The sequence below is a fragment of the Acinetobacter schindleri genome (genome assembly GCF_010918895.1).
Taxonomy (GTDB): Bacteria; Pseudomonadota; Gammaproteobacteria; order Pseudomonadales; family Moraxellaceae; genus Acinetobacter; species Acinetobacter schindleri.
The window spans coordinates 1,387,313-1,411,480 of record NZ_CP044483.1; the positions used below are offsets into that span (position 1 = coordinate 1,387,313).

Consider the following 24,168-nt stretch of genomic DNA (forward strand, 5'->3'; position numbering starts at 1 on the left):
AACTATTAATTGAAATAGAGTATTATTTAAAATTAATTTAAAAATGATTTTATGTGACTTAATTCTTATTAATTTTAAATATTAACATCATATTTGAATAACTAATTGTATGTATAAACTGATTCATTATGTATTAATATTGTAAATTTTAAATAATATAAAAAAAATATAACAAATAATTTTAAATGTTGTATTAATAAACAATATAGGTTTTGATATATTTAAATCAAAATGTGATTTAAATGGTATATAAAAATTTAATAGTGATGTGGGTCAAATAATATTATAAAAGTGGAAAATCATGGTTTAGATGAATAATTAAGCATAATCTATAATTATGCTTAATTACATCTATTAGAAAAACTAAATTGAATTTTTTAACATTTTTTTATGATTAAGTACCTGTTTAGCGTATTTTTTACCTTGCTTACGCATCTTGCGATTATTTTCAAAACCAGATGGACCGACATTATAATATCCTAGCCCCTTTTTTAAGTCGCCTGCAGATTGTTGATAACGCGCTAATATATAGGAGCCACATTGGACATTGGTGGCTTCATGGAATAAATCAGCTCCACAACTGCTTTGCCAATAACGTGGAATAATTTGCATTAAACCCACAGCACCAGCAGGTGAGCTGACATACGGACGATAGGTAGATTCTTGTCGGATTACTGCTGCGACTAAGAGTGGATCTAAATTGTGCTGTTCGGCACTTTTAATAATCAGTGGCGATACGCGATTTGCTGTTTCTGGAGAGATAGAATATGCACTTTGTATCCCTTTGGAAAGTTTAGCTGAGCGTTTTTCTATGGAACCTCCACCTAAAGAAGAACATGCAGTTAAAGTAATTGCACTGCCTAGGAGGATGAGTTTTTTGAAATGCGAGGGTGTAAAAAAATGAGATAAAAGACGTTTTAAGGTAAATGACTTAAAGTAGGTCAAAATTAAATATCCGCATTATAAAATTAATTTGATACTAAAAAATGAACGGTTCAGCGTCAAGCTGATTAACCTTTTAAACCTGAGCTATAATAATTTTTGCAGCTTTTTAGCTTGATCTTTACTTGAGGCACTTTTATATAATTTTCAGCATCCAGATTTCACACGCTTCATTATGCCCCGTATTGCCCTCAGGATATGCCAGATGTTCAAAGCCCAGTTTTTCATAGAGTTTGACAGCTTGCCAAAGGGATTTTGTCGTTTCCAGATAAATCTTATGAAATTTCTGTTGTTGTGCGAAATCAAAAGCCAGATTCAAAATCTGCTTGGCAAACCCATGTTGACGAATGGCTGAGAGGAAGTACATTTTCTGGAGTTCTAGAATGCTATTATCACCTTGTAGGGGAGCAATGCCACCACCACCATAAACTTGATCATCTTCATCGACAATAACCCAGTAAGCAGCATTTGGTTGTTGATAAACCTGATATAAGCTGTCCAGAATAGAATCACCTACTGCAAAACCGGATTCAGCAGCAAGACCAAATTCAATAGAAACTTCACGAATAATTTTGGCAATTTGGGGATTATCCTTAGGCTGGATCGGTCGAATAGAATACATAAATCATGAAACATAAAAAAAGATGGAGGTTTTATAGTCCTAAAACTGTAAAAAATCCATCTTTATAGCTTATAAATCCATCAACGAGTCAGCATGTTCGAGATTCTGCAACCTACTTCAGCTCACTAGATGATTTACCCAGCTCACGACGAGCAATAATCAGCTGTTGGATTTGCTGGGTACCTTCAAAGATATCGAGGATTTTTGAGTCACGAGCCCATTTTTCGAGTAGCTCAGTCTCGCTATAACCTGCAGAAGATGCTAACTCGACGCATTTTAAAGTGATTTCATTAGCAATACGACCAGCCTTGGCTTTGGCAATTGAAGCTTCGCGAGAGTTGGGTTTACGATTGTCTGCCATCCAGGCTGCTTTCAGCATCAGCAGTCGAGCTGCTTCCCATTCTGCTTCCATCCGGTAAATCTGCGCTGCAATATGGGAGGTCTGTAAATAGGGTGTACCGTAATCCGTATCTAGCTGGTCTTTGAATATCTCTTTGATTCGTTCTAGAGATGCTTTGGAACAGCCAATTGCCATTGCAGCAACCAGTGGGCGGGTATTATCAAAGGTTTCCATTACGCCAGCAAAACCTTTGGCAACATCAATATCTGCATTACCCAACAGATTTGCCGCAGGCACACGACAGTCTACAAAGCTGATTGCGGCGGTATCCGAAGCTTTGATACCAAGTTTATGTTCCAGACGCTCGACTTTCATCCCAGGCGTACCTTTGAGTACCACAAAGGATTTGATTGCAGCACGCCCCAGGCTTTTATCCAAAGTTGCCCACACCACTACAGAATCTGCACGTTCACCTGAGGTGACAAAGATTTTTTCGCCATTCAGGATATAGTCATCACCATCTTTGGTTGCCGTAGTACGGATTGCAGCAGAGTCTGAACCACAACCTGGCTCGGTAATCGCCATTGCTGCCCAGGTGCCTTCAAAACGTGTCAATTGTTCCTCATTTGCCACCGCTGCAATCGCCGAGTTACCCAGACCTTGGCGTGGCATGGACAGGAGCAGACCTGTATCGCCATAACACATCTCAATAATACTCAGTGCAGTTGACATGTTGACGCCATTTTTATTAGACGTATCCGTATCACCACGTTTATTGACTGCGGCACCAGCATTCATACCTTCGCTACCAGCATTCATGCCATCTACAACAGAAGCCAGCATATCCAGCTCTTTAGGATAGGCATGTTCAGCCTTGTCATATTTACGGGAAATTGGACGTAATACATTCAGCGCTACTTCATGGGCCTGATCAATCAGTAATTTAAATTTTTTTGGATTTTGCAGATTCATTATAATTATTCCATATTCATGTCAATGATCAGGCATGCAGCCCACTTTGAATGACAGCAGTCGCGCGTAAGTCACGATACCAGCGTTCCACAGGATGTTCACGGGTATAGCCATGTCCACCCAGGATTTGCACGCCATCTGTGCCAATCTTCATTGATTTTTCTGCGCAGAGAATACGGGCCAAATATGCCTCACGATGGAAAGGCTTACCTGCTTCTGCAAGATTGGCAGCGTTCAGCACCAGCATACGCATAGCATCTGTTTCAATTGCCATATCGGCAATCATGAAAGCAACCCCTTGACGATGGGAAATGGGTTCACCAAACGCTGTACGTTCATTGGCATATTGAATACAGTATTTCCTGACAGCCTCGCAGGTACCGACAGCCATGGCACACCACATCAGATTACCCAGATCGATAAAGGCGGTGTAATCAAAATCTTCATCACCGAGACGTTGTGCTGGTGTATTGTCGAAATGCAGTGTGGCAGTTTCATTTGCTTTAAGACCCATCGCAGCTGACTTTTGAATACTGATACTCGGATCACGTTGCACCACAAATACATCCGGCTGACCATTGAGCATGGCACTGACCAGATAGATGTCTGCAGTGGCTGCGAGTAAGACCAGTGTTTTTTCACCCTGAATCAGATAATGATCTTGGTGTGGTGTTGCTTGGGTTGTAAGCCTAAAAGGATTGAAAGCCGGTATATTTTCCTGCGTGGCAAATGTGGCTCGAATACCTTTATCATTTGCGAAAGAAGCCAGATAGTCGGATTGAATCTGTTCTGAGCCCCATTGAGTCAGGGCATTAATCACACTAAAGGTTGAGAGCAAGCCAGCAGTCAGGCTAAAGTCTCCTTTAGCGAGATGTTCGGCAATCAGCACATTGCTTACAATATTCTTTTCAGTCGCTACACCACCTAAGGACTCAGGCAAGGCATAGAAGTTAAGTCCTAAGTCGGTACCATGTTGCCACAGAACCTCTGGAAAGATTTCAGCGTGATCTGCATCGTGAGCAAGCGGATAAAGTACTTCGGCTGAGAACTGCTCCATTGCATCTACGGTCATCTGCTGTTCTTCAGTCAGGCTAAGATCAAACAGGGATTTATTCTGATTTGGCAGGCGCTGTTTTTTAATTTTTTGTCCTGATTTCAGCAGCTTTTGTGTCTGGCTTAGGGTTTTAAAACTTGCCTTAGAGCTTTTATACAGGGACTTTTCAACGAATTTTCGTAGCTTAAACTGATCCAGTAGCTCACTGCCTGCAATTTTAGTCAGTATGGATAAGCCAACTCCTTGGGCCTTATTAACCATATTGCTCATTATCATTATCCTGTTATAAATGTTTTAGGTATTTTCAGAATTATGCTGACAGGTTGCCTGATAAAAAACCATGTCAGGAATGACATGATTGATTGACAATAATGAAGTAAATTTATTTTATTAAGTTTACTAACAAGTTTATGAAATTATTAATAAAATTATATTATTTAAAAATATTAGAATGCAAGAAATTGACCCGGATGACAGAAATCAACCGGGTCAACTTAAAATATCATTTGATTCTCTTTAGAGATGTTTCTTGATCATGGCACGCACATTAGTTTTGGCATCAATCACGGTCATAAAGGTATAAGCACCGATAAATTTACGGCTGATGAACATAAACTCTTTCGGTGGGACGCTGAAATAACGTGATGCCATTGATTTAGAGGCTTGTTGCATGACACGGCTATGCAACTGACTCTTTTTCCAGTCATAGCGATCCTGAGCATCCATTACGCCAGCTGGCAGGTCTTTATTGTTCATTGGCGAGCTAAATGCTTCAGTGGCCAGCAAGAAAACCTTGGCCATATCCGGTTTGATGCTTTGCGGAATCGAGTCAAAGAATTCATAACCAGTCATGGCTTTGACCATCATATCTGAATCATGATGATAACCCGCTTGAATCAGATTACGTGCCACATTGAGCAGATGCTGGTCAAACTGACGGATTGCACCGAAGTCGAGCAGGACAATTTTATCCTGTGCATCGTCACCATTGCCCAAACGTACCAGATAATTCCCGAAGTTCGGGTCAGTCTGCATTTCGCCCCATTCGAAAATCTCGCGTACTGCGATTTCTAGGGAAGCTTCACCGAGTTTATTACGACGTTCCTGTGGCAGAGACAGCATGACCGGACTATTGATTGGTACACCACGCTCATAAGTCATACAGAGCACGCGATCGGTCGAGTAATCTTCAATAATGGTCGGTACGATATAACGTGGATCATTTTGCAGACGTTGACGGAAACGGCGGGTTGTCGCAGCTTCAATTTTGTAGTCCACTTCACGATGCATCATTTCACGAACTTCATCAAACCACTGATCAAATTCACGGGTTTGCGGCACCATACGGGTCAATTTGAGCATGTTTTTAAACAGGCTCATATCTGAGTCAATCGCTTCTGCAACGCCTGGATACTGGATTTTCAGTACCAGTTCCAGCCCGTCAGATTTGCGTTTGGCGCGATGTACCTGAGCTAGTGAGGCTGTTCCTAAAGGTTCATGATCAATGGTTAAATCATCAAGTTTTGAACCAAGCTGCGCTTGTAACTGCGCTTTAATCGCAGGCCAGGCCAAGGCTACAGTCTTATTATTTAATGTATTTAATGCCTGAGTGATTTCTTCTGGCAGAAAATGCTCGCCATAGAGCGCCATCATCTGGCCAATCTTGACGATAGAACCTTTTAGCTTGCCGATTTCTGCAACCAGATAATCTGCCTGTTCTTTCATGGCTTTTTTGCGTTTTTTCTCTTTCTCTTCTTCACTTGAGAACATTGAAGTGGCATTTGATGCTGCCCAGCGGGTGCCTGCAAGTAGGGATGCCTTGGCGATCGATAAGCGTCGATCCATGGATGAGGTTTTCAGTTGTTTGAGCTTATCGTTCTGATCTGACATGTAGAATAAATCCTTTCCCAGCATATAGCAGAATAAATCATTGTAGCGGATATTAACCTGTCTTCACGTATTAAAAAAGTTTTAACAGATTGAATTTACGCTAAACATGATCAGGCTCGATGACCTGTATTTATATTAGCCAAGGCATTATGGCATCTGAAATTGAATTTTTAATTCAGTTCTTTGTTGCAACTGTTGGATATTTGTTTGAATGTGCTGTTGAATCAATGTAATCACGGACTCATGCTGAAAGCCCAGAGCATAACCTTTAACAATCACGATACTGGGCAAACTAAAAAACAGGTAGCGTGCATCTTCTAGCGTTGCCTGCTGAAAAACACCTTGCTGAATTAACATGTCTTGCAAAAATGCCTTTTCCTGCTGCACGTTATGAGACTGTACATCATCCCAATAATTCAGGCGCATGGCCATCAGGTTGTTATGCTTGTAGCTCATAACATTCAACTCGTTTACTTGTATATCTTCGCTATATAATGGAGACAATTCTGAGAGTTTCAATTGCTCATTTGCATAAAATCGATGCTTATAAAGGAATAGGAATTTTCACTGGACTCAGGTAGTATCGGAATATAACTTAAAACAAAATTGATGAGTGCGATTGTAAGCATCATGCCAATTTGGCAAAGGGGAATGTATGCGTTTTGCATGGCTATTAACTGCTATTCTGGCAGGTACAGCTGTATATACACAAGCAGCTCAGGATTATTCAAGGGAATATTCACAGTGTATGAAGTTCACCTATGGTGACCGTACCAAGACTGAAAAATGTATTGCCAAGGAATTAAAAGGGCAGACTAAAATCTTGAAAAAAAGCTATAAAAATTATCTTAAATTAAACGCAAATAATGCTGCTGTAGTAAAAAACCATTATGCTTTGTTTGAATCCAGACTGGACAAGCAATGTGGTCGTATCCGTGCTGGAAACTACACCAAAATCCAGCAAGGACAATGTGCCCTGGCCATGGTAATTGAGCAGTCCAATTATTATCAATCACGTTCTTTTGTCGGAAAACGCTGAGGATCTGATCGGTACTCAAAAGCATAACGGACATGTAAGTTTGTTATACTTTTTAAATTATGGCGAGAATTTGAGATTTATTAAAACTGGACAGAAGCGCTGAATAGGTGAGTCAGTATTATTTATCACCTACTTCATAAAACGTTCGATTTATCTCTCATACTTTAAAGCATTCAAATCCGGATTAAAGCGATCTATTGTTGACCATTCTCATCATCAAATAACAGGCTTCTAAAACCGGATTCAGCCAGAGTGGAGTCGTGCTGTTTTCGTATTTTTCATGGTTTTAGCATTATAAAAGCAGGCGAAACAAGGTATCATAAGGCGTTTTAAAATATGACCTCTGGAGACGCCTTAAGTGGATCGACCGACTATTAGCCCTGAACATTTGCAGGAAGCCGCTGAAAATCTAACCACCATTCGTGATTTTATCCGTTTTGGTGTTACAGCATTACGTCAATACGATGCGCACTTGGGCCAAGGCACAGAAGATTATTTTGCTGAAAGTTCAGCACTGGTTTTACAAACCCTTTCTCTGGACTGGAATGCTGATCCAGAAATTCTGGATTCAAAACTACTTCCAAGCGAAAAAGAAGAGTTTTTGAATCTGTTAGGACGTCGTATCAATGAAAGAATGCCGACATCTTATCTATTAAATCTGGCTTATTTCTTTGGCAAGCCATTCTATGTGGATGAGCGTGTACTGATTCCACGTTCACCAATCGTTGAGCTGATTGAAAACCGTTTTGCACCATATTGCCTGGGCGAAAATGGTGAAATGGGTGCAGCGGTAAATAACCTGCCAGAAAATCCGAATCCAAAAACACCACAACGTATTCTGGACATGTGCACCGGTTCAGGCTGTATTGCGATTGCATTGGCATACGCTTTTCCAGATTCTGAAGTGGATGCAACCGATCTGTCTAAAGAGGCTTTAGAAGTAGCGCAGATCAACTGTGAGCATCATAACAAGCAGTATCAAGTGGCATTGCTTGAATCGGACCTGTTCGCAAAAATTCCTGCTGAAAATCAGTATGATCTAATCGTGTCGAATCCACCGTATGTGGATGCAGAAGACATGGCAGATCTACCAGACGAATTCCACCACGAACCTGAAATGGCTTTGGCTGCAGGTCAGGATGGTCTGGATCTGGTACGTAAAATGCTGGCTCAAGCGGCTGATTACCTGACTGAAGATGGTCTGATTGTAATTGAAGTCGGCAACTCTGAATGGGCAATGAAGCAAAACTTCAATAAAGTTGATTTCCACTGGTTGCAGTTCCAGCGTGGTGGTTCAGGTATCTTCGCATTGACTGCAGCCCAATGCCGTCAATATCGCGATTTATTTATTCAATCGGTTAATGCATAAGGAGTCGTTCACATGGCAGGTAATAGTATAGGGCAACTCTTCCGTGTAACGACTTGTGGTGAATCTCATGGTGTTGGCCTGATGGCGATCATTGATGGGGTTCCACCAGGAATTGAACTGTCTGAAGCTGATTTGCAAAAGGATCTGGACCGCCGCAAGCCGGGTACATCGAAATTTGCAACGCAGCGTAAAGAGCCGGATGAAGTGGAAATTATTTCCGGGGTGTTTGAGGGTAAAACCACCGGCACTTCAATCGGTCTTTTAATCCGCAATACTGACCAGAAGTCGAAAGACTATGGCAATATCGCGCAGACTTTCCGCCCGGGTCATGCAGACTATACCTATACCCAGAAGTATGGTTTCCGTGATTATCGTGGCGGTGGCCGTTCAAGTGCACGTGAAACTGCAATGCGTGTGGCAGCGGGTGCGATTGCCAAGAAATTCCTGTTTGAGAAATTTGGTATTGAAATCCGCGGTCATGTCACCCAGATTGGCACTGAAAAAGCCGAGAAACTGGACTGGAATGAAGTTCCAAATAATCCGTTCTTCTGTGGTGATGTTGATGCCGTTCCACGTTTTGAGGCACTAGTCACATCGTTGCGTGAACAAGGCACCAGTTGTGGCGCGCGCCTTGAAATTATTGCCTCTAAAGTCCCAGTAGGCTGGGGTGAGCCAGTATTCGATCGTCTGGATGCCGATATTGCCCATGCCATGATGTCGATTAACGCCGTTAAAGGTGTTGAGATTGGTGATGGTTTTGGCGTTGCTGAGCAGTTTGGTCATGAAACGCGTGATGAATTAACGACGGAGGGTTTCCTGGCAAACCATGCAGGCGGTATTTTGGGGGGGATTTCTAGCGGTCAGGACATTCGCGTATCGATTGCACTAAAACCAACCGCTTCAATCACCACGCCGGGTAAAACCATCACCATCAATCGTGAAGATACTGACGTGTTGACCAAAGGCCGTCATGATCCTTGTGTGGGTGTGCGTGCGACGCCAATTGCTGAAGCAATGCTGGCGATTGTATTGATGGATCACTTTATGCGCCATCGTGCACAAAATGCCGATGTGGTTGCGCCGTTTGCACCAATTTAACCAAAATAATTCGCTTCTGATCTGAAGTGAATCCAAAAAGTCAGACTTCGGTCTGGCTTTTTTTATATCTGCAAAGGCAATAGATGATTTAGGTGAAGAGAAACTTATTTTTCTTATGCTTTTAAAAAGTTTAGGTTGATTAAAAATAAAGTTCGAAAACTCGTCCAAAAATTGATTCAAAAATTTTTAATGAGTTAGGAAAAGCTTAAAGAGGAGGTATTAAATATTGCAAAAGAAGAAAGCTGGACTTAATTGGTTTATTATTCATTAAAACGCATGAGAGACTTTCTCTAACTTATTATTCGTTGATTTTTCCACTACTTTTTCTCCTGAAACTCTTCGGTTGTTGTATCCTTAATCATTGACAGGCAATTGGGTTCGATTGCCACAGAATTGCATGTTACGAGTGGCTCAATGCTTCATACTATCTTCAGCGTCCTGTTTCCACTGATTGCCCTAATTACCCTGGGTTATACATTAAAACAAAGGCAATGGTTAGAAGACGGATTTTGGCGGGGAGCAGAAAAGCTAAACTACTATGTACTATTTCCAATCATGCTATTCCTGAATCTGGCTACTGCTCAGATTCAGATAGATATTATTCAGGATGTGGTGCTGGTTATTTCAATCATTACTGTACTGGTTTGTGCAGTGCTGTACAGTCTAAAAGCGATATACCGGATTAATTTTGCCCGATTTGGGGTCTATGTACAAAGCATGCTGCGCTTTAATACCTATATTGGCATTGCTGCGGTCAGCACCTTATTTGGTCAGGCAGGGATGACAGTATTTGCCGTCATTATGGTGTTCTTTATTCCAGTCGTAAATACCGTTTCTGTGCTGGCATTTACTAAACCGGCTGATATGCAGTTTGGAAAAATTTTCATATCCCTCGCGAAAAATCCACTGATTTTAGGCTGTCTGGTAGGTGGGCTTTATAATCTGTCCGGATTGGGAATATGGCAGGGTATGAACCAGTTATTGAAACAGATGGCAGCATGCAGTTTGCCTTTAGGTTTGATGTGTGTCGGGGCAGCATTAAAGTTTGGGCAAATTAATCTGGATTTATGGCGCATCGTCTGGAACACAACTGGGCGTATGATTTGCATGCCATTGCTTGGCTTGGGGGTATGCAAGATAATGGGAATTTCCACTCTGACCACTCAAGTGCTGGTACTGTTTTTCGCATTACCCACAGCTTCTGCTTCGTATGTATTGACCAAAGTTCTGGGTGGAGACAGTGAACTTATGGCGAAAGTTATTAGTGTGCAAACCCTGGTTGCAGGATTAACCTTGCCATTATTCTTAACTTTTATCATCTAGTTAAAAGAATCCAATAGAGAAATTTTTCACTCAAAATAGCCTAAGCAAATTAAAATTTTTAATTAACCTATAATCCTATTTCAAAAATCTAATCAAATATCTGCACCTTCATTTAGATTTCATTTTATAGCTAAGCGAGGATAACGTAGCTTTACTAATTACTGTGTCTTTACAACTTTGCACAGTAATTTTTTATTAAGCTCTATAGCATGGTATATAAATTGCAAAACAATACATATGCACATTATTGCAGGAGAGAAATGCACCCGCATTCGCCGAAGGAGCAACGACCCCGGAAACTCTCAGGCAGAAGGACTGTAATAATGCAAAACTCTGGAGAGAAGTGTTGAATCACTCACCGAAGGGGAAGGTTAAGGTATTGATCTCCAATACTGAAATCAAAGCTCTCAGGTAAAAATGACAGATGGGGCAGACATCATAATAAAAAAGGAGATGTCTATGCGTCATGTAATTGTCATTGGCGCCGGGATTACCGGCGTAACCACAGCTTATGAACTGGCTTTATTAGGTTATCAGGTCACTGTTGTCGACCAGCATCTTTACCCTGCCATGGAAACCTCCTATGCCAATGGCGGGCAACTTTCCGCCTGTAATGCAGAAGTCTGGAACCAAAAAGCGACGGTACTGAAAGGCCTGAAATGGATGTCGCAAAAAACTGCCCCATTACTGCTCAACCCGTCTTTTAGTATGCATAAATACAGCTGGCTAATGGAATTTATGGGGAATATTCGTCATTACGAAACCAATACCCGGGAAACGGTAAAAATGGCGTTATTGGCCCGTAAACGTTTATTTGAAATTGCTGAAACAGAACAGATTGAGTTTGATCTGGAAAAGAGGGGAATCCTGCATTTTTATCATACCGAGCAGGATTATAAGGTCGCGATGAAGGTCAATGATCTGCTTTGCAGTGGCGGTCTGGAACGTAATGCGATTTCCAATGAAGAAATTAAACAGATTGAACCCACTTTAACCGGTGATTATTATGCCGGCTTTTTTAGCCGTAGTGATGCTACCGGGGATATTCATAAATTTACTACAGGTCTGGCCAAGGCTTGTGCAGAAAAAGGTGTACTTTTCCTGTTTGGTCAGAATGTACAGGCAGTAGAGCAGAAGGATGACTATATCCGGATCAGCTGTATGCCGAGCAGTGAAAATTCCAATACCAATCCGCAAGAACGACTGGAACTGAAAGCTGATGCCATCGTGGTCTGTGCCGGTGTGGGTAGTTATCAACTCTCTTATCTGTTGGGTGACCGGGTCAATGTCTATCCGGTGAAAGGATATTCAATTACCGTACAGCTTAACGATGAACAAAGTCAGCAAAATGCGCCGTGGGTCAGCCTGCTGGATGAAAGCGCTAAAATTGTGCTCTCCCGATTGGGTAAAGACCGACTGCGTATTGCGGGTACGGCAGAGTTTAATGGTTATAACCGCGACATTCGTGCTGACCGGATTCAGCCTTTAATTGACTGGACACATCGTAATTTTGATATTTCCACTGAATATGTGATTCCCTGGACCGGATTACGGCCAATGATGCCGGATATGATGCCAGTCGTGCGTCAAGGAAAACACAAGCGGGTGTTTTATAATACCGGACATGGGCATTTAGGCTGGACGCTCTCTGCTGCGACAGCAGCAATGATCAGCCAGCAGGTGGCTCAAAACTATCCTGTAGCCTAAAACAAAAAAGATCATCCTCGGATGATCTTTTTTTGGTGGTGTTTCAAAAAGTATGCTGGCATTAAACGAATCCATTATTGATATAAAAGAACGCTAAATCAAAGGCTTTGTAATGATTTTCAAGCTTTTTGGAGAAGTTGCAGCTTCTCCTAAAGCCTCGCCTGATCCGATGCCGTAATCGACAATTATTGCCTTCTATACCCACAGTGAAAAATTTACCAATCAACTGTTTGCATTCTTTAAAGGTCGTAACAAAGCTATCCCAATGGTCACTTGATATACATGTATAGCTTACACCTAACTGCTTCAATTTTAATTTAAGTCGTTTTGCAGTGGCTAAATCTCGGTTACCCCATACATAAGCAACAATTTCACCTGTTTCTCGATGATAGGCATAAATTAGCCATTGTTTATTTTGCTTATGACCAACAAAAGTCCAAAACTCATCTACTTCAAGGGTTTCATAATGACTTTGCTGTGCTCGAAGTTGATATTTTGATTGGCTAAGTGTCCGTAGAACTTTACCGATACTTACTCTTTCAATTTCTGCTATATCCCTGACACCACTGCCTCGCACCATGAGGTGTAATATTTTGGTTTTGATACCTGAGTGACAGCCTTGATAACTGAGAGCATGATCACCAATAAATTGACGTCTGCATATTTTACATTGGTAATTTTGCTTACCATCTACTTTTGTGCCATTTTTCTTTATACTGTCACTTAGGCAGGCTGGACACTTGATTTCTAGAGTTATTCGCATTTCTCTATTTTATCAAAATCCAACCTGCTTTTTTTCAGCATACTTTTTGAAACACCACCCTTTTTTTAATTGAATGAGTTTAGTCATATAGGCGGTAGACACCGCTAAAGCGTTCACAGCCTTTCTGCTGGGTTTTTACCGAAAGAATGGCCTTGGTATAGTGGAATTCATATTTACAGTCGTTTTCGTTATCAGTGATTTCAGTTTTAGCTTCAGGAGTGGTATAAGCTAAAAAAGGAATAGTTTGAGTATCTATACGGTTTTTAGGACTGCGATAGGCAATACCTTCGATCTTGATGCGGTCTTTACTGAGCTGATGGATTTTCAGGTGTACCGGCTGTTTGGCAATCTGGCCCTGTTCAAATTTTAAATAATGCTGGGTCAGGCTTTGATTCAAAGAAATAAAGATATTCAGATCATCTAGACGCACATCAAACTGCTGTTTATAACAGTCTAGTGTTTTGCACTGTTGTAAGCGGTTTAGCCATAATTGATGCGTATCCTGAATAATACTTAAAGGTGCATCAGTAATCAGGTAGGCCGTGAGATACTGGCTCGTCAGATTTTTTCTAAATTCATCCAGAGGCACGGAACACAGCGTCGAGGTTGCTTTACTGGCTTGTGAGCTATCTGAACATTTTAGCGGATGTACGGATGCTGCAGCACCTGTTGCCAAAGTGCTCAAACCCAGCATGAGACCCAGAAGTTTCATCATTTTTATATCAGTTTTCAGCAGCATGATCGCTTATACTTTCACTGTGTTACGCTTGGTCTAACTATAGCGAAATAGAAACGAAGTGTACAAGATTTCAATTGGTTATTTCTAAGGATGAAAACAGTGGTTGCACAAATTCGAATTGGTCAGGGGCTGGATGTGCATGCATTCGAAGAAGGTGATTTTGTCACACTGGCAGGCGTGAAAATTCCACATACCCATGGCCTCAAAGCACACTCGGATGGTGACGTTGTATTACATGCATTATGTGATGCTTTATTAGGTGCATTGGCGCTGGGAGATATCGGTCAGCATTTTCCAGATACGGATCCTAATTTTAAAGGTGCTGACAGTCGTGTATTGTTGAAGCACGTGTATCAGCTGATCTTGGATCGTGGTTATGTATTGAATAATGCAGATATTACTGTGGCCTGTGAACGTCCAAAACTGGCAAAGCATAATCTGGAAATGCGTCAAAGCATTGCAGATGTACTAGAAGTAGATGTAACCCAGATTAGCGTTAAGGCGACGACAACAGAAAAGCTGGGCTTTACCGGGCGTCAGGAAGGCATTCTGTCTATGGCGACGGTCCTGATCGCTCATGCAAAGTGATCAGGATTAATCATTGCCAATTTAAGTTCTTCAGTTGCTTTACGGCCTTGTAGCTGTAAGGCAACAGCATGCAATAGACCCGTCCAAGTGTCGTTCGGTTCCCAGATCTGATGCAGGCTTGCTTGCGCCGTCGGTAGATCCATATCCATATAGTATTGGCGATATAAATACATCAGGCTGCTGACATGCAAGTTCTGGTTGCAATGTACCCAAACGGCTTGTTGCTTGATGAGATGATCAATCATGTCCAGCACTAGCAGGCATTGATCATCGGATGGCATTTCCCATGAAATTGGCAGCTGGATATAGTTGAGTCCAAGCTCCAGACAGATTTTATCTTCATGGTCCAGGTGAGGCTCTGCATTGCTCAAAGCTACATTGATAATGGTCGAGATCCCGTATTCCTTTATCAGCTTGAGCTGTTCTGCTGTCGGCTGGCCTGAAGTAAACAGGTGCTCATGGATGAATTGAAAATTATTAATTTGACAGAGTGCAGTTTCAATTTCATTCATCAGATCATTTTCCTTATGTAGAAATGCAAACGCCATCTTACGATGGCGTTTTGATCAATCGCTTAGCGATTTGGTAAAACGTCCTTTAACGCCTCATGCATATCAAGTAATGCCTTTTCAGTCGTTTCCCAGTCGATACAGCCATCAGTCACTGATTTGCCGTATTCCAGATCACAAAGGTTTGCCGGGATATCCTGACGACCACCTTTAAGATGACTTTCTACCATAATACCAACAATTGATTTATTTCCATCAATAATTTGTTCAGTGATGTTTTTTAGCACTAATGGTTGTAAGTACGGGTCTTTGTTTGAGTTTGCATGACTGGTGTCAATCATGATTTTGGTACTAACTTTCGCTTTTGCCAAAGCAGTCTCAGCCTCTGCAACAGAACCTGCATCGTAGTTCGGTTTGCCATTACCACCACGAAGTACTACATGAGCATATGGGTTACCAGAAGTACGAATGACTGCAACCTGACCTTGATCGTTCAGACCGAGGAAGCTATGACCGTGTTTCACGGATTGCATGGCATTGGTTGCAACAGTCAGGCCGCCATCAGTACCGTTTTTGAAACCTACTGGTGAAGACAGGCCAGATGACATTTCACGGTGAGTCTGGCTTTCGGTAGTACGTGCACCAATCGCTGACCATGAAATTAAATCCTGATAATACTGTGGCGAGTTTGGATCAAGTGCTTCAGTTGCACATGGCAAACCCTTTTCGTTCAGTTCAAGCAGAAGCTTACGGCCAATGCGCAGACCTTTTTCAATATTGAACGAGTCATTCATGTCTGGGTCATTGATCAGACCTTTCCAGCCAATGGTAGTACGTGGTTTTTCAAAATACACACGCATTACCAGATACAGGCTGTCTTTTACTTTTTCGCTCAGCACTTTCAGGCGCTCGGCATATTCTTTGGCAGCTTCAGGGTCATGAATTGAACATGGACCAATCACGACAAAAAGACGTTTATCGTTGCCATCAAGAATATTGCGAATCGTTTCACGACCTTTCAGTACGGTTTGATAAGCATTCTCAGTCAAAGGCAACTCAGTCTTTAATTGTGCTGGAGTTACAAGAGGAATCATGCTTTGGATATTCACATCATCAATATCTGATTGTGAAATAGGATTTGACTGTAGTGTATTCATTGCCGTCACTGGTTCGATCATACAAAAGGTTGTTTAATAGCCCGAATATAACATGAATGATGCGTCACTTTGTTATAAAAAAGATGAATAAATCTTTGAAAAAAAAGTGATGAATCTGAGGTTTAGTTTAAACGGCCTGAGATTTTTCTGCTTCCGTTACCAACTCGGGTTGAGCTGGTTGGGCAGGTTTAGATTTGACTGGATTGAGCATAAAGTTCACACCCAGACAGAACAGGGTAACACCCAGAATTTTACGGATAATTTTCTCAGGCATACGTGAACTGATCAATGTGCCGATCACGATTGCAGGAATAGAACCCACCAGTAACCAGCCTAACAAAGCAAAGTCTACATTACCTGCGCTCATATGGCCCAAGCCTGCGACTAAAGTTAGAAGTACGGCATGCACCACGTCAGAACCGATAATACGAATCATTGGCAAATTCGGGAACATCAGAATCAATGCCATAATACCGAATGCCCCTGCGCCCACTGAAGACAAGGTCACAAAAACACCAAGCACGATTCCCATGATGATAATCAGAGCGCGTTTTTTTCCAGATTTAAAATCGACTTTTTCCAGATCCTGGGTCATATCTGGCAGTTCTTGTTTACGGTATTTATTAAAGAACTTCTCAATTGAAGCGCGGAATACAATAGAAATACCGGTCAGCGTTAGCATAAAACCGAGTACCATGGTGAGTACTGCTTTATAATGGGTAGATTGACTGAGATAGTTCTCAAGTACCCAATGGGTTGCAAATGAGGCAGGAATACTGCCGATTGCCAGCCAGATCACAATGGGCCAGACAATATTCATTTTTTTTGCATGGACAAAAGAACCACAGAATTTAGAGATTGCGGCATATAGAAGGTCAGTACCGATTGCAATGTGCGGTTCAATCCGGAATAGGCTGATCAAAATAGGGGTCATCAGTGAACCACCGCCGACACCAGTAATCCCTACACAGAAACCAACTAACACACCTGCTAAAATAAACTCAATCGGACCAAACATGCATATATGCCAAAATCAAAAAACGAGCATATCTTATGACTATTAAAGATAAGTAGTTGTCTTGATTAATGATTTGCTTATTCCAAAATAAGATAAAGCAAGTGATTAATGAGGTGTTTTATTATCGAAAAAATTGGTGTAAAGGATAAGTCCGGTAAGCTTTCTAAAGAATTTTCTTATAGTTAGGAAATACGATGAAGATTGGTGGAATCGACTTCATGAAATATGATTAACAGTATATAATTTCTCCTTTATTAAAATAAGCAGATTTATTTGATTTAAAAATAGGCTTTTCGTGATAAGGGAAATTAGAAACTTGGTAGGTCATTTTTTATATCATTTTTCAATTGAGCATATTTGTAGTCATGGTAATCTTGGTCATTCTTATCTAAAGTAAATTCAGAAAATCCCTGTAGTCATCATTATATTTGTAGATATAGCGCTTTAAATTCTTAGATTCATCATTTTTCAACCATTTCATGCAGATCGGGATCAAGTTCAGCCTTAAGTTTTTCGTCTTATGCTAATATGCTGACAGCAATTCTCTGAGGATCACATCTTGCAAAAACGGAAGCTTAAAATTGGAATCGTCGTGGGTGAAGTATCGGGAGATACCTTAGGTGCCAGTCTGATTCGTCGTTTTCGTGAGCAGGGTATTGATGCTGAATTTGAGGGCATTGGTGGTCCACAGATGATGGCAGAAGGTTTTAAAACCTATTATCCAATGGATATTCTGTCAGTGATGGGTATTGTCGAAGTCTTAAAAGATATCCGTAAGCTGTTTGCTGTACGTGATGGACTGGTGGAGAATTGGACGAAAGACCCAGTCGATGTATTTATCGGCATTGATGCACCAGACTTTAACCTGCGTTTATCCAAGAGTATCAAGCAACGACAGTTGCCGATCAAAACCGTTCAGTATGTCAGTCCTTCTGTCTGGGCGTGGCGTCAGGGACGTGTGCATGGCATTAAAGCCAGTATCGATCTGGTACTGTGTTTATTTCCATTTGAAAAAGTCTTTTATCAAAAATGGCAGGTACCCGCTGCATTTGTCGGACATCCATTAGCGAGTCAATTGCCGATACAAAATCCACTGGCTGAAGCAAAGCAGGAGCTGGGACTCGATCCTGCCCAGAAATATATTGCCTTGCTGCCAGGTAGCCGCCGTGGAGAAATTGAACGTCTTGGGCCATTGGTGCTGGATACTGCACAAATTCTGCAACAAAAACATCCTGAATATATCTTCCTGATTCCTGCCATCAATGATGCACGTAAGCAGCAAATTCAAGCCTTGCTGCAAACTTATCCGGAAAGCTTACAGGCCCAAATTCGTCTGATGGAAAATACCGGTAGCGATTCCAAAATCGGTCGTCAGGTCATGAATGCAGCAGATATCGTCGCTTTGGCATCGGGAACAGCAACTCTGGAAGCAATGTTGTTACATCGTCCAATGGTGACTTTCTATAAATTACATTGGCTGACTTATCGTATTGTTAAACTTCTGGTGAAAATTCAGTACTATTCATTGCCAAATATTATTGCGGGCAAGAAAGTGATTCAGGAGCTGATTCAATCTGAAGCAACCCCTGAGAATCTTGCTGCCGAAATTGAAGCATTAATGAATATTGAAGCAGCACAGATTCAGGCGATGCAGCATCTGACCATGCATAAGCAACTACTTTCAGGGAATAGTGAAGATCCTGTGACTGCCATTTTAGAACTGGTAAAATAATCTTCTCAGCTATTGTTGACCCTGATGCTGCTGACGATACTGGCTCGGAGTAAGTTCAAACTGCTTTTTAAAGCTCTGACTAAATGCAGTTTCTGAAGAATAACCTACGCGATGCGCAATCTGTTGCACGGTCATTAAGCCATCTCTTAGATAACGTGCTGCCAGACGCATCCGGTGCTGTTGCAGATAAGCCAAAGGCGGTTCACCGACCACTTGCGTAAACAATTGGGCAAATTTGGAACGTGACATATGACATTGTTCAGCCAGACTTTCAACGGTCCAGCTCTGTTCTGGCTGGCCATGGATGACAGCTAAAGCACTGGAAAGTTCAGGATGGCTTAAGGCATTTAACCAGCTGGAGGCATGCCGGGCATTCAAAATATAATCCCGCACACATTCAATAAGTAAAATACTGACCAGATGATCGAGAATACGGTCACGGCCCGGACGTGTATTTTGGGTTTCTAAAGCCAGGAACTGTAATCCGATCTGTAACCATTCCGGGGCTGAATCACTCAAAATATGCTGGATATGCAGATAATCCGGCAAAGAGGTAATTAGCGGTCGCGCCATCTGGATATCCATTTTTGAACGAATCGCCAGAATAAAGTTGCGTTGTGGCTGGACCTGACCGAAATCAATACTTTGCTGTGAATGCGAAGCAAAGAAGCTGTTAATGGGACTACTTTGTGTTAGTTCTTGATCATTTGGACAATGTAGCTGGTGCGCTTTGGCAGATGGAAGCAGAATTAGATCACCCTGCTGTAAGACAATGACATGGTCTGAATCTTCAAAGCTGAGCTGTGCCTGTCCATGCAAAATCACATAGGCCAGCATGGACGGTTCATGTCTGTATAACAGCCGATAAGGATGATGAACATTCAGATAGATATATTCTGATTTGGCTAAATGTATGTCATCAAAAATTTTACTAAGCGCATCCATGCGTGTTCTATTCTGAATTAAAAAGGTATTTTTAATTAAGTCTGCATGTGAATTGAGGTCAGAAATCGGCTGATCAGGACAAAGACGCTGACATAGCTTTTCTGGACGCTGACAACTGTGCACATGCGCTGAATTATTTAACTATAAGGGCAGGGTAACATAAAACAGGAGGGTCGCAATGAATGCCCCTGCAAAAATCACAAATATTCACCTGGAGCAGGACGCTCAGTTGCTGAAGGGCCGCCAGCTAGATAAAAAACGTTTCGGATGGCTGTTGAGTCCCGGTCTGCCAGTCATCGGTATGGGTATTTTGGCCGGCTACCATTTTGGACCGAAAGCCACCAAGAAAGTTTTTGCCTTGGGTGGTCCATTATTACTGCATGTCATCATTCCGACACTAGATGCTCTGATTGGTGAAGATGAAAATAATCCCAGCGATGATCAGATCAAAGCTTTAATCAAAGATCCTTATTATGACCGTATCGTAAAATTGTTTATTCCTTTGCAAATGGCTGCTAATGCTTTTGCAGGCTATGTGGTATCACGCCCCAATGTCTCATTGACCGATCAGGTTCTACTCGGGATCTCGATGGGTGCAATTAATGGAGTCGGTGTAAACACCGCCCATGAACTGAGTCACCGCCCGAATAAATCTGATCACTACTGGTCACATGCCAGCCTGATGCCATTGGCTTATAACCATTTCCGGATTGAACATCCTTATGGACATCATAAACGGGTCGCGACGCCTGAAGACCCTGCCTCATCAAAAATGGGGGAGTCATTTTACAAATTCTGGCCACGTACGGTATTTGGTGGACTTAAATCTGCAATTGAAATTGAAAAACGCCGTTTACAGCGTAAAGGCTTGAGTTTCTTTAGCAAGGAAAATGAATTGTTTCATGGCTGGGGGATGAGTGCTGCTTATCATGCCTTGATGCTGAAAACCTTTGGCAAGAAGATTATTCCATATACGTTAACACAGGCATTTTATAGCATCAGCCTGTTTGAAATTGTCAATTATATTGAACATTATGGTTTGAAGCGTGCTGAAACTGAGAAAGGTAAATACGAGCGTACTTTGCCTGAACACAGCTGGAACAATAACAATATTGTTACCAACCTGTTTCTGTATCAGTTACAACGCCATTCTGATCATCATGCGTTCCCAAGCCGGCCGTTTCAGGCATTGCGCAATTTTGAGGAAGCACCTGTCTTGCCAAGCGGTTATGCGACCATGCTGATTCCAGCTTTGATACCACCATTGTGGTATAAAATGATGGATAAGCGTGTGTATCAACATTATCAAGGCGACCTGAACAAAGCCAATATCTTGCCTGCTAAACGCAAGCAGATTTTCAGAAAATTTGGCATACAAGATAATGCAGCTTAACTATTTTCAGTTTTTAATATTTTCCAGGTTTTAATAAAAAATGCGCCTTTCAGGGCGCATTTTTTATTCATTTTTGTTAAATCTTAAAACCATTCTGGCTGCATATTCAGGCAGGTATCATCAAAGTTCATCAGTAATTGTGCCTGATGTTCAACTTCAGGCAGTTCCCAGCGGATAAAGTATTGAGCTGCCTGCATTTTTCCTGTCAGGAATTGTTGATCTTCCGCATAGTCAGACGAGGCAAATTTTAACTGTGCCTGATTCGCCATTTCCAGCCATAACCAGGCAATAATAGTTTTACCCATCATATCCAGATATAAACCTGAATTCGCCAATGCTGCCTCAACTCGGCCTTGATGCAAAGCCTGACCTAAAACCTGCGTGGTTTTTTGCACAGTCGCAAGATGCTTTTTAAAAGTTTCTGCCAGTTCAGCTAACTTATGATCCTGAATCTCGGATAAAGTTTTCTGGATACGCTGCATGAGCAGGCTTAAACCTTTACCGTTGTGTTGCCACAGTTTACGACCGAGTAGATCTAGAGACTGAATGCCATAAGTGCCTTCATGGATTGGATTCAGACGGTTGTCCCGGTAGCACTGTTCAATCGGATATTCACGGGTATAACCTGCACCACCCAAGACCTGAATCGCCAGGTCATTGGCTTTGGGGCCATAGGCAGAAGGGAAGGATTTGACCACTGGTGTAATCAGATCCAGCAAAATAGCACTCTCTTCATCCTGAGCTGCCTGATGTTCATCAATCAGGCGGGCTGCAAACAGACACAGTGCCAGTGATGCTTCAACATAGGACTTCTGGGTCAACAGCATACGTTTAACATCGCTATGCTCAATGATATTCACTGGTTTACTATTTGGATCTTTATCGGCTACCGGACGTCCTTGTGGACGGTTTTTGGCATAATTCAGAGACTCCAGATAACCACGATAGCCAATCATTGCCGCACCAAGTCCCACACCGACACGTGCTTCATTCATCATCTTGAACATATATTTTAAACCATGACCTGCTTCACCAAGTAAATAGCCTAAGCAATTGTCATTTTCCCCAAAGCTCAGCACCGTCGAGGTAGTCCCGCGATAGCCCATTTTATGCAGTAGGCCGGCCAATTGAACATCATTAGACTCATCAAGTGAACCATCGGCACGGGTCTTGAATTTTGGCACAATAAACAGGGAAATACCCTTCACGCCTTGAGGTGCATCCTGAATCCGGGCAAGCACAAGATGCACAATATTTTCAGTAATGTCCTGGTCACCCCCAGAGATAAACATCTTTTGACCTTTAATCCGATAGGATCCATCTGCCTGAGGGATGGCCTTCGTGGTCAGATCACCAAGGGATGAACCGACATCCGGTTCTGTCAGTGCCATGGTGCCAGAAAAACGGCCGCTGAACATATGGGGTACAAACGTGTGTTTCTGTTCCTCAGTGCCGAAAGCCTGAATCACATTGGCTGCGGCAGCGGTCAAGAAAGAATAAGCCACCGTTGATGGATTGGCAGACATAAAAAAGGCATTACACGCCATATGGACCAGAATTGGTAACTGCATACCGCCGGCATCATAATCATGTTGAGCGCAGAGTAATCCGGCATCGGCAAACTGGTTCCATGCAGTTTTAACTTCAGCAATGGTTTCGACTTTTTTGCCGTCAAAAGTTGGTTCGTGCTGATCTGCTTTGGCATTGTGCGGCGCAAAATAATCGGTAGCGATGCCTTTGGCCGTATCTAAAATACTGTCAAAGGTGGTTTTATCATGTTCCTGATAACGTTCAAGCTCGGTCAGCTGTTCCAGTTTAAAAACGTCATACAGCAGGAAATTCAGGTCTTTGTCATTGATAAGTTGAGTCATATTTAGTTTTAAATCGAGTATTCATATGATGTGTTTAAGACTAGTAGTTGCTTTTATTTTTTAGAATTGTCAATAATGACACTTAAGATGTGAAAAGTGACAATGATATTCAGATGAAAAAGGTGGTGGTTTTAGGTTTTGATGGGGCTTTAGCATCGGCTATTACTGGAGTCGTGGATTTATTTGCCATGGCGGGCGTGAGCTGGAACCGGATTCAGCAGCAGGAAATTCATCGTCTGTTTCAGGTAGAAATTGCCAGTGCTCAAGGACAGGCGATCCGTTGTATTAATGGGATATTGATCCAGGCACATTTAGCTTATGCAGATATCAAGGATGTAGATATTGCCATTGTCCCTACGATTGCCGGACCGATTATCGAAACCTTGCAACAGAATCCGGAACTGATCCGTTATTTAAAGGAAGCAGACCGGCAGCAGAAAGTGATTGCAGGAAACTGTACGGGGAATTTCTTCTTGGCTGAAGCCGGTATTTTGAATGATCGCCAGGCGACCACGCATTGGGGCTTTCAGGATATGTTTCAGACTCTTTACCCTAAAGTAAAACTTCATGCCGATCAGCTGATTAGCCGGGATCAGCATATCTACTGTGCAGGTGGTGGTCTGGCCTGGTTTGACTTAGGACTGCACCTGATTGAACGCTACTATGGTTTTGAGCTGGCGATGCAGTCAGCCAAATCCTTTGTGATTGATTATCGGCGTGACAGCCAGCTGTCTTATTCCTTACTAAAAATTGGCAAGCCGCATCATGACGAGCTGGTACAAAAAGTACAGGATTGGCTGGAACAGCATTTTCATGAAGCGCTTAATCTGGAACAACTGGCAACACGTTTTAACCTCACCACACGTACTTTGATTAGGCGTTTTAAACAGGCACTGGATGTGCCACCGAATCAGTATCTGCAAGCCATCCGGATTGAAGCAGCCCGTAAACGGCTGGAAGAAACCGAACAGGCTGTGGATCTAGTCATGCAACATGTCGGTTATCATGATCCAAGCTCTTTCAGGCGATTATTCCATAAAAAAACGGGGTTAACCCCGTTAGAATATCGCCGTCGATTTAGCCGGCGCTTTTAGCAT

The 24,168-nt window shown here is 42.1% G+C and carries 22 protein-coding genes and 1 riboswitch; of the genes, 9 read left to right on the top strand and 13 right to left on the bottom strand.

Annotated elements, in window-relative coordinates; genetic code table 11:
* Nucleotides 1-363: 363 nt before the first annotated feature.
* From FSC11_RS06775 to FSC11_RS06800, 6 genes are all read right to left on the bottom strand, one after another.
* Nucleotides 364-945: a lytic transglycosylase domain-containing protein gene (locus tag FSC11_RS06775; protein WP_163165874.1), complete on the bottom strand. Its 582-nt coding sequence runs from the start codon at nucleotides 943-945 to the stop codon at nucleotides 364-366.
* A gap of 133 nt (nucleotides 946-1,078) precedes the next feature.
* Entirely contained in the window at nucleotides 1,079-1,564 is a 486-nt protein-coding gene (locus tag FSC11_RS06780; protein WP_005222337.1) for a GNAT family N-acetyltransferase, read from the bottom strand.
* 112 nt (nucleotides 1,565-1,676) lie between these two features.
* Nucleotides 1,677-2,876 (bottom strand): acyl-CoA dehydrogenase family protein, encoded by a 1,200-nt coding sequence (locus FSC11_RS06785; protein WP_005222334.1) that lies wholly within the window; start codon nucleotides 2,874-2,876, stop codon nucleotides 1,677-1,679.
* Between the two features lie 28 nt (nucleotides 2,877-2,904).
* Nucleotides 2,905-4,200: an acyl-CoA dehydrogenase family protein gene (locus FSC11_RS06790; RefSeq protein ID WP_163165876.1), complete on the bottom strand. Its 1,296-nt coding sequence runs from the start codon at nucleotides 4,198-4,200 to the stop codon at nucleotides 2,905-2,907.
* A 246-nt stretch (nucleotides 4,201-4,446) separates the two neighbouring features.
* A complete protein-coding gene (locus FSC11_RS06795; protein WP_004809593.1) occupies nucleotides 4,447-5,820 on the bottom strand; it encodes an ABC1 kinase family protein in 1,374 nt (457 codons plus the stop codon).
* 147 nt (nucleotides 5,821-5,967) lie between these two features.
* Complete coding sequence (locus FSC11_RS06800; protein WP_004809591.1) at nucleotides 5,968-6,276, bottom strand: hypothetical protein; 309 nt, start codon at nucleotides 6,274-6,276, stop codon at nucleotides 5,968-5,970.
* A 199-nt stretch (nucleotides 6,277-6,475) separates the two neighbouring features.
* On the opposite strand from FSC11_RS06800, the gene FSC11_RS06805 reads away from it, so the two are divergent.
* From FSC11_RS06805 to FSC11_RS06825, 5 genes are all read left to right on the top strand, one after another.
* Nucleotides 6,476-6,859, top strand: coding sequence for a hypothetical protein (locus tag FSC11_RS06805; RefSeq protein ID WP_004895092.1), 384 nt, complete (start codon nucleotides 6,476-6,478; stop codon nucleotides 6,857-6,859).
* A gap of 358 nt (nucleotides 6,860-7,217) precedes the next feature.
* Nucleotides 7,218-8,228: a 50S ribosomal protein L3 N(5)-glutamine methyltransferase gene (gene prmB / locus FSC11_RS06810; protein WP_004809587.1), complete on the top strand. Its 1,011-nt coding sequence runs from the start codon at nucleotides 7,218-7,220 to the stop codon at nucleotides 8,226-8,228.
* A gap of 12 nt (nucleotides 8,229-8,240) precedes the next feature.
* Nucleotides 8,241-9,326 carry a chorismate synthase gene (gene aroC, locus FSC11_RS06815; protein ID WP_163165878.1) on the top strand — a complete coding sequence of 362 codons (1,086 nt, stop codon included), beginning with the start codon at nucleotides 8,241-8,243 and terminating at the stop codon, nucleotides 9,324-9,326.
* Between the two features lie 414 nt (nucleotides 9,327-9,740).
* A complete protein-coding gene (locus FSC11_RS06820) occupies nucleotides 9,741-10,649 on the top strand; it encodes an AEC family transporter (RefSeq protein ID WP_163165880.1) in 909 nt (302 codons plus the stop codon).
* A gap of 240 nt (nucleotides 10,650-10,889) precedes the next feature.
* Nucleotides 10,890-10,977: riboswitch (glycine riboswitch) on the top strand.
* Between the two features lie 131 nt (nucleotides 10,978-11,108).
* Nucleotides 11,109-12,356 carry a D-amino acid dehydrogenase gene (locus tag FSC11_RS06825; RefSeq protein ID WP_163165882.1) on the top strand — a complete coding sequence of 416 codons (1,248 nt, stop codon included), beginning with the start codon at nucleotides 11,109-11,111 and terminating at the stop codon, nucleotides 12,354-12,356.
* Between the two features lie 61 nt (nucleotides 12,357-12,417).
* Here FSC11_RS06825 and FSC11_RS06830 read toward each other — a convergent pair whose 3' ends face one another.
* Both FSC11_RS06830 and FSC11_RS06835 read right to left on the bottom strand, forming a co-directional pair.
* A complete protein-coding gene (locus tag FSC11_RS06830) occupies nucleotides 12,418-13,119 on the bottom strand; it encodes an IS1 family transposase (protein WP_154320143.1) in 702 nt (233 codons plus the stop codon).
* 79 nt (nucleotides 13,120-13,198) lie between these two features.
* Nucleotides 13,199-13,858 carry an A1S_1983 family putative colistin resistance protein gene (locus tag FSC11_RS06835; RefSeq protein ID WP_163165884.1) on the bottom strand — a complete coding sequence of 220 codons (660 nt, stop codon included), beginning with the start codon at nucleotides 13,856-13,858 and terminating at the stop codon, nucleotides 13,199-13,201.
* A gap of 99 nt (nucleotides 13,859-13,957) precedes the next feature.
* Here FSC11_RS06835 and ispF point away from each other — a divergent pair, with 99 nt between their 5' ends.
* Nucleotides 13,958-14,446, top strand: a complete 489-nt coding sequence (gene ispF / locus FSC11_RS06840; RefSeq protein ID WP_004895085.1) for a 2-C-methyl-D-erythritol 2,4-cyclodiphosphate synthase — start codon at nucleotides 13,958-13,960, stop codon at nucleotides 14,444-14,446.
* On the opposite strand, the gene FSC11_RS06845 is transcribed toward ispF, so the two are convergent.
* The 3 genes from FSC11_RS06845 to FSC11_RS06855 form a co-directional block, all read right to left on the bottom strand.
* Nucleotides 14,434-14,958 (bottom strand): protein tyrosine phosphatase family protein, encoded by a 525-nt coding sequence (locus FSC11_RS06845; RefSeq protein ID WP_163165886.1) that lies wholly within the window; start codon nucleotides 14,956-14,958, stop codon nucleotides 14,434-14,436. The two genes, ispF and FSC11_RS06845, sit on opposite strands and share 13 nt — an antisense overlap.
* 62 nt (nucleotides 14,959-15,020) lie before the next feature.
* Complete coding sequence (locus FSC11_RS06850) at nucleotides 15,021-16,112, bottom strand: 3-deoxy-7-phosphoheptulonate synthase (RefSeq protein ID WP_111810749.1); 1,092 nt, start codon at nucleotides 16,110-16,112, stop codon at nucleotides 15,021-15,023.
* A 127-nt stretch (nucleotides 16,113-16,239) separates the two neighbouring features.
* Nucleotides 16,240-17,130 (bottom strand): sulfite exporter TauE/SafE family protein, encoded by an 891-nt coding sequence (locus FSC11_RS06855; protein WP_163165888.1) that lies wholly within the window; start codon nucleotides 17,128-17,130, stop codon nucleotides 16,240-16,242.
* Between the two features lie 559 nt (nucleotides 17,131-17,689).
* Between FSC11_RS06855 and lpxB the strand changes: the two genes are divergently transcribed.
* A complete protein-coding gene (gene lpxB / locus FSC11_RS06860; RefSeq protein ID WP_163165890.1) occupies nucleotides 17,690-18,862 on the top strand; it encodes a lipid-A-disaccharide synthase in 1,173 nt (390 codons plus the stop codon).
* Nucleotides 18,863-18,871: 9 nt separating this feature from the next.
* Here lpxB and FSC11_RS06865 read toward each other — a convergent pair whose 3' ends face one another.
* A complete protein-coding gene (locus tag FSC11_RS06865) occupies nucleotides 18,872-19,807 on the bottom strand; it encodes an AraC family transcriptional regulator (protein WP_171521735.1) in 936 nt (311 codons plus the stop codon).
* A 178-nt stretch (nucleotides 19,808-19,985) separates the two neighbouring features.
* On the opposite strand from FSC11_RS06865, the gene FSC11_RS06870 reads away from it, so the two are divergent.
* Nucleotides 19,986-21,200: an alkane 1-monooxygenase gene (locus FSC11_RS06870; protein ID WP_163165894.1), complete on the top strand. Its 1,215-nt coding sequence runs from the start codon at nucleotides 19,986-19,988 to the stop codon at nucleotides 21,198-21,200.
* 83 nt (nucleotides 21,201-21,283) lie between these two features.
* On the opposite strand, the gene FSC11_RS06875 is transcribed toward FSC11_RS06870, so the two are convergent.
* Complete coding sequence (locus FSC11_RS06875; RefSeq protein WP_163165896.1) at nucleotides 21,284-23,071, bottom strand: acyl-CoA dehydrogenase; 1,788 nt, start codon at nucleotides 23,069-23,071, stop codon at nucleotides 21,284-21,286.
* 113 nt (nucleotides 23,072-23,184) lie between these two features.
* Between FSC11_RS06875 and FSC11_RS06880 the strand changes: the two genes are divergently transcribed.
* Nucleotides 23,185-24,165, top strand: coding sequence for a GlxA family transcriptional regulator (locus FSC11_RS06880; RefSeq protein WP_004895070.1), 981 nt, complete (start codon nucleotides 23,185-23,187; stop codon nucleotides 24,163-24,165).
* Nucleotides 24,166-24,168 lie beyond the last annotated feature (3 nt).

Coding starts and splice junctions, on each gene's coding strand:
- FSC11_RS06780 (WP_005222337.1), bottom strand. CDS start 1,564: ATGTATTCTATTCGACCGATCCAGCCTAAGGATAATCCCCAAATTGCC.
- FSC11_RS06785 (WP_005222334.1), bottom strand. CDS start 2,876: ATGAATCTGCAAAATCCAAAAAAATTTAAATTACTGATTGATCAGGCC.
- FSC11_RS06790 (WP_163165876.1), bottom strand. CDS start 4,200: ATGAGCAATATGGTTAATAAGGCCCAAGGAGTTGGCTTATCCATACTG.
- FSC11_RS06795 (WP_004809593.1), bottom strand. CDS start 5,820: ATGTCAGATCAGAACGATAAGCTCAAACAACTGAAAACCTCATCCATG.
- FSC11_RS06800 (WP_004809591.1), bottom strand. CDS start 6,276: ATGAGCTACAAGCATAACAACCTGATGGCCATGCGCCTGAATTATTGG.
- FSC11_RS06805 (WP_004895092.1), top strand. CDS start 6,476: ATGCGTTTTGCATGGCTATTAACTGCTATTCTGGCAGGTACAGCTGTA.
- aroC (WP_163165878.1), top strand. CDS start 8,241: ATGGCAGGTAATAGTATAGGGCAACTCTTCCGTGTAACGACTTGTGGT.
- FSC11_RS06820 (WP_163165880.1), top strand. CDS start 9,741: ATGCTTCATACTATCTTCAGCGTCCTGTTTCCACTGATTGCCCTAATT.
- FSC11_RS06825 (WP_163165882.1), top strand. CDS start 11,109: ATGCGTCATGTAATTGTCATTGGCGCCGGGATTACCGGCGTAACCACA.
- FSC11_RS06830 (WP_154320143.1), bottom strand. CDS start 13,119: ATGCGAATAACTCTAGAAATCAAGTGTCCAGCCTGCCTAAGTGACAGT.
- FSC11_RS06835 (WP_163165884.1), bottom strand. CDS start 13,858: ATGCTGCTGAAAACTGATATAAAAATGATGAAACTTCTGGGTCTCATG.
- FSC11_RS06845 (WP_163165886.1), bottom strand. CDS start 14,958: ATGAATGAAATTGAAACTGCACTCTGTCAAATTAATAATTTTCAATTC.
- FSC11_RS06850 (WP_111810749.1), bottom strand. CDS start 16,112: ATGAATACACTACAGTCAAATCCTATTTCACAATCAGATATTGATGAT.
- FSC11_RS06855 (WP_163165888.1), bottom strand. CDS start 17,130: ATGTTTGGTCCGATTGAGTTTATTTTAGCAGGTGTGTTAGTTGGTTTC.
- FSC11_RS06865 (WP_171521735.1), bottom strand. CDS start 19,807: ATGGATGCGCTTAGTAAAATTTTTGATGACATACATTTAGCCAAATCA.
- FSC11_RS06870 (WP_163165894.1), top strand. CDS start 19,986: ATGAATGCCCCTGCAAAAATCACAAATATTCACCTGGAGCAGGACGCT.
- FSC11_RS06875 (WP_163165896.1), bottom strand. CDS start 23,071: ATGACTCAACTTATCAATGACAAAGACCTGAATTTCCTGCTGTATGAC.
- FSC11_RS06880 (WP_004895070.1), top strand. CDS start 23,185: ATGAAAAAGGTGGTGGTTTTAGGTTTTGATGGGGCTTTAGCATCGGCT.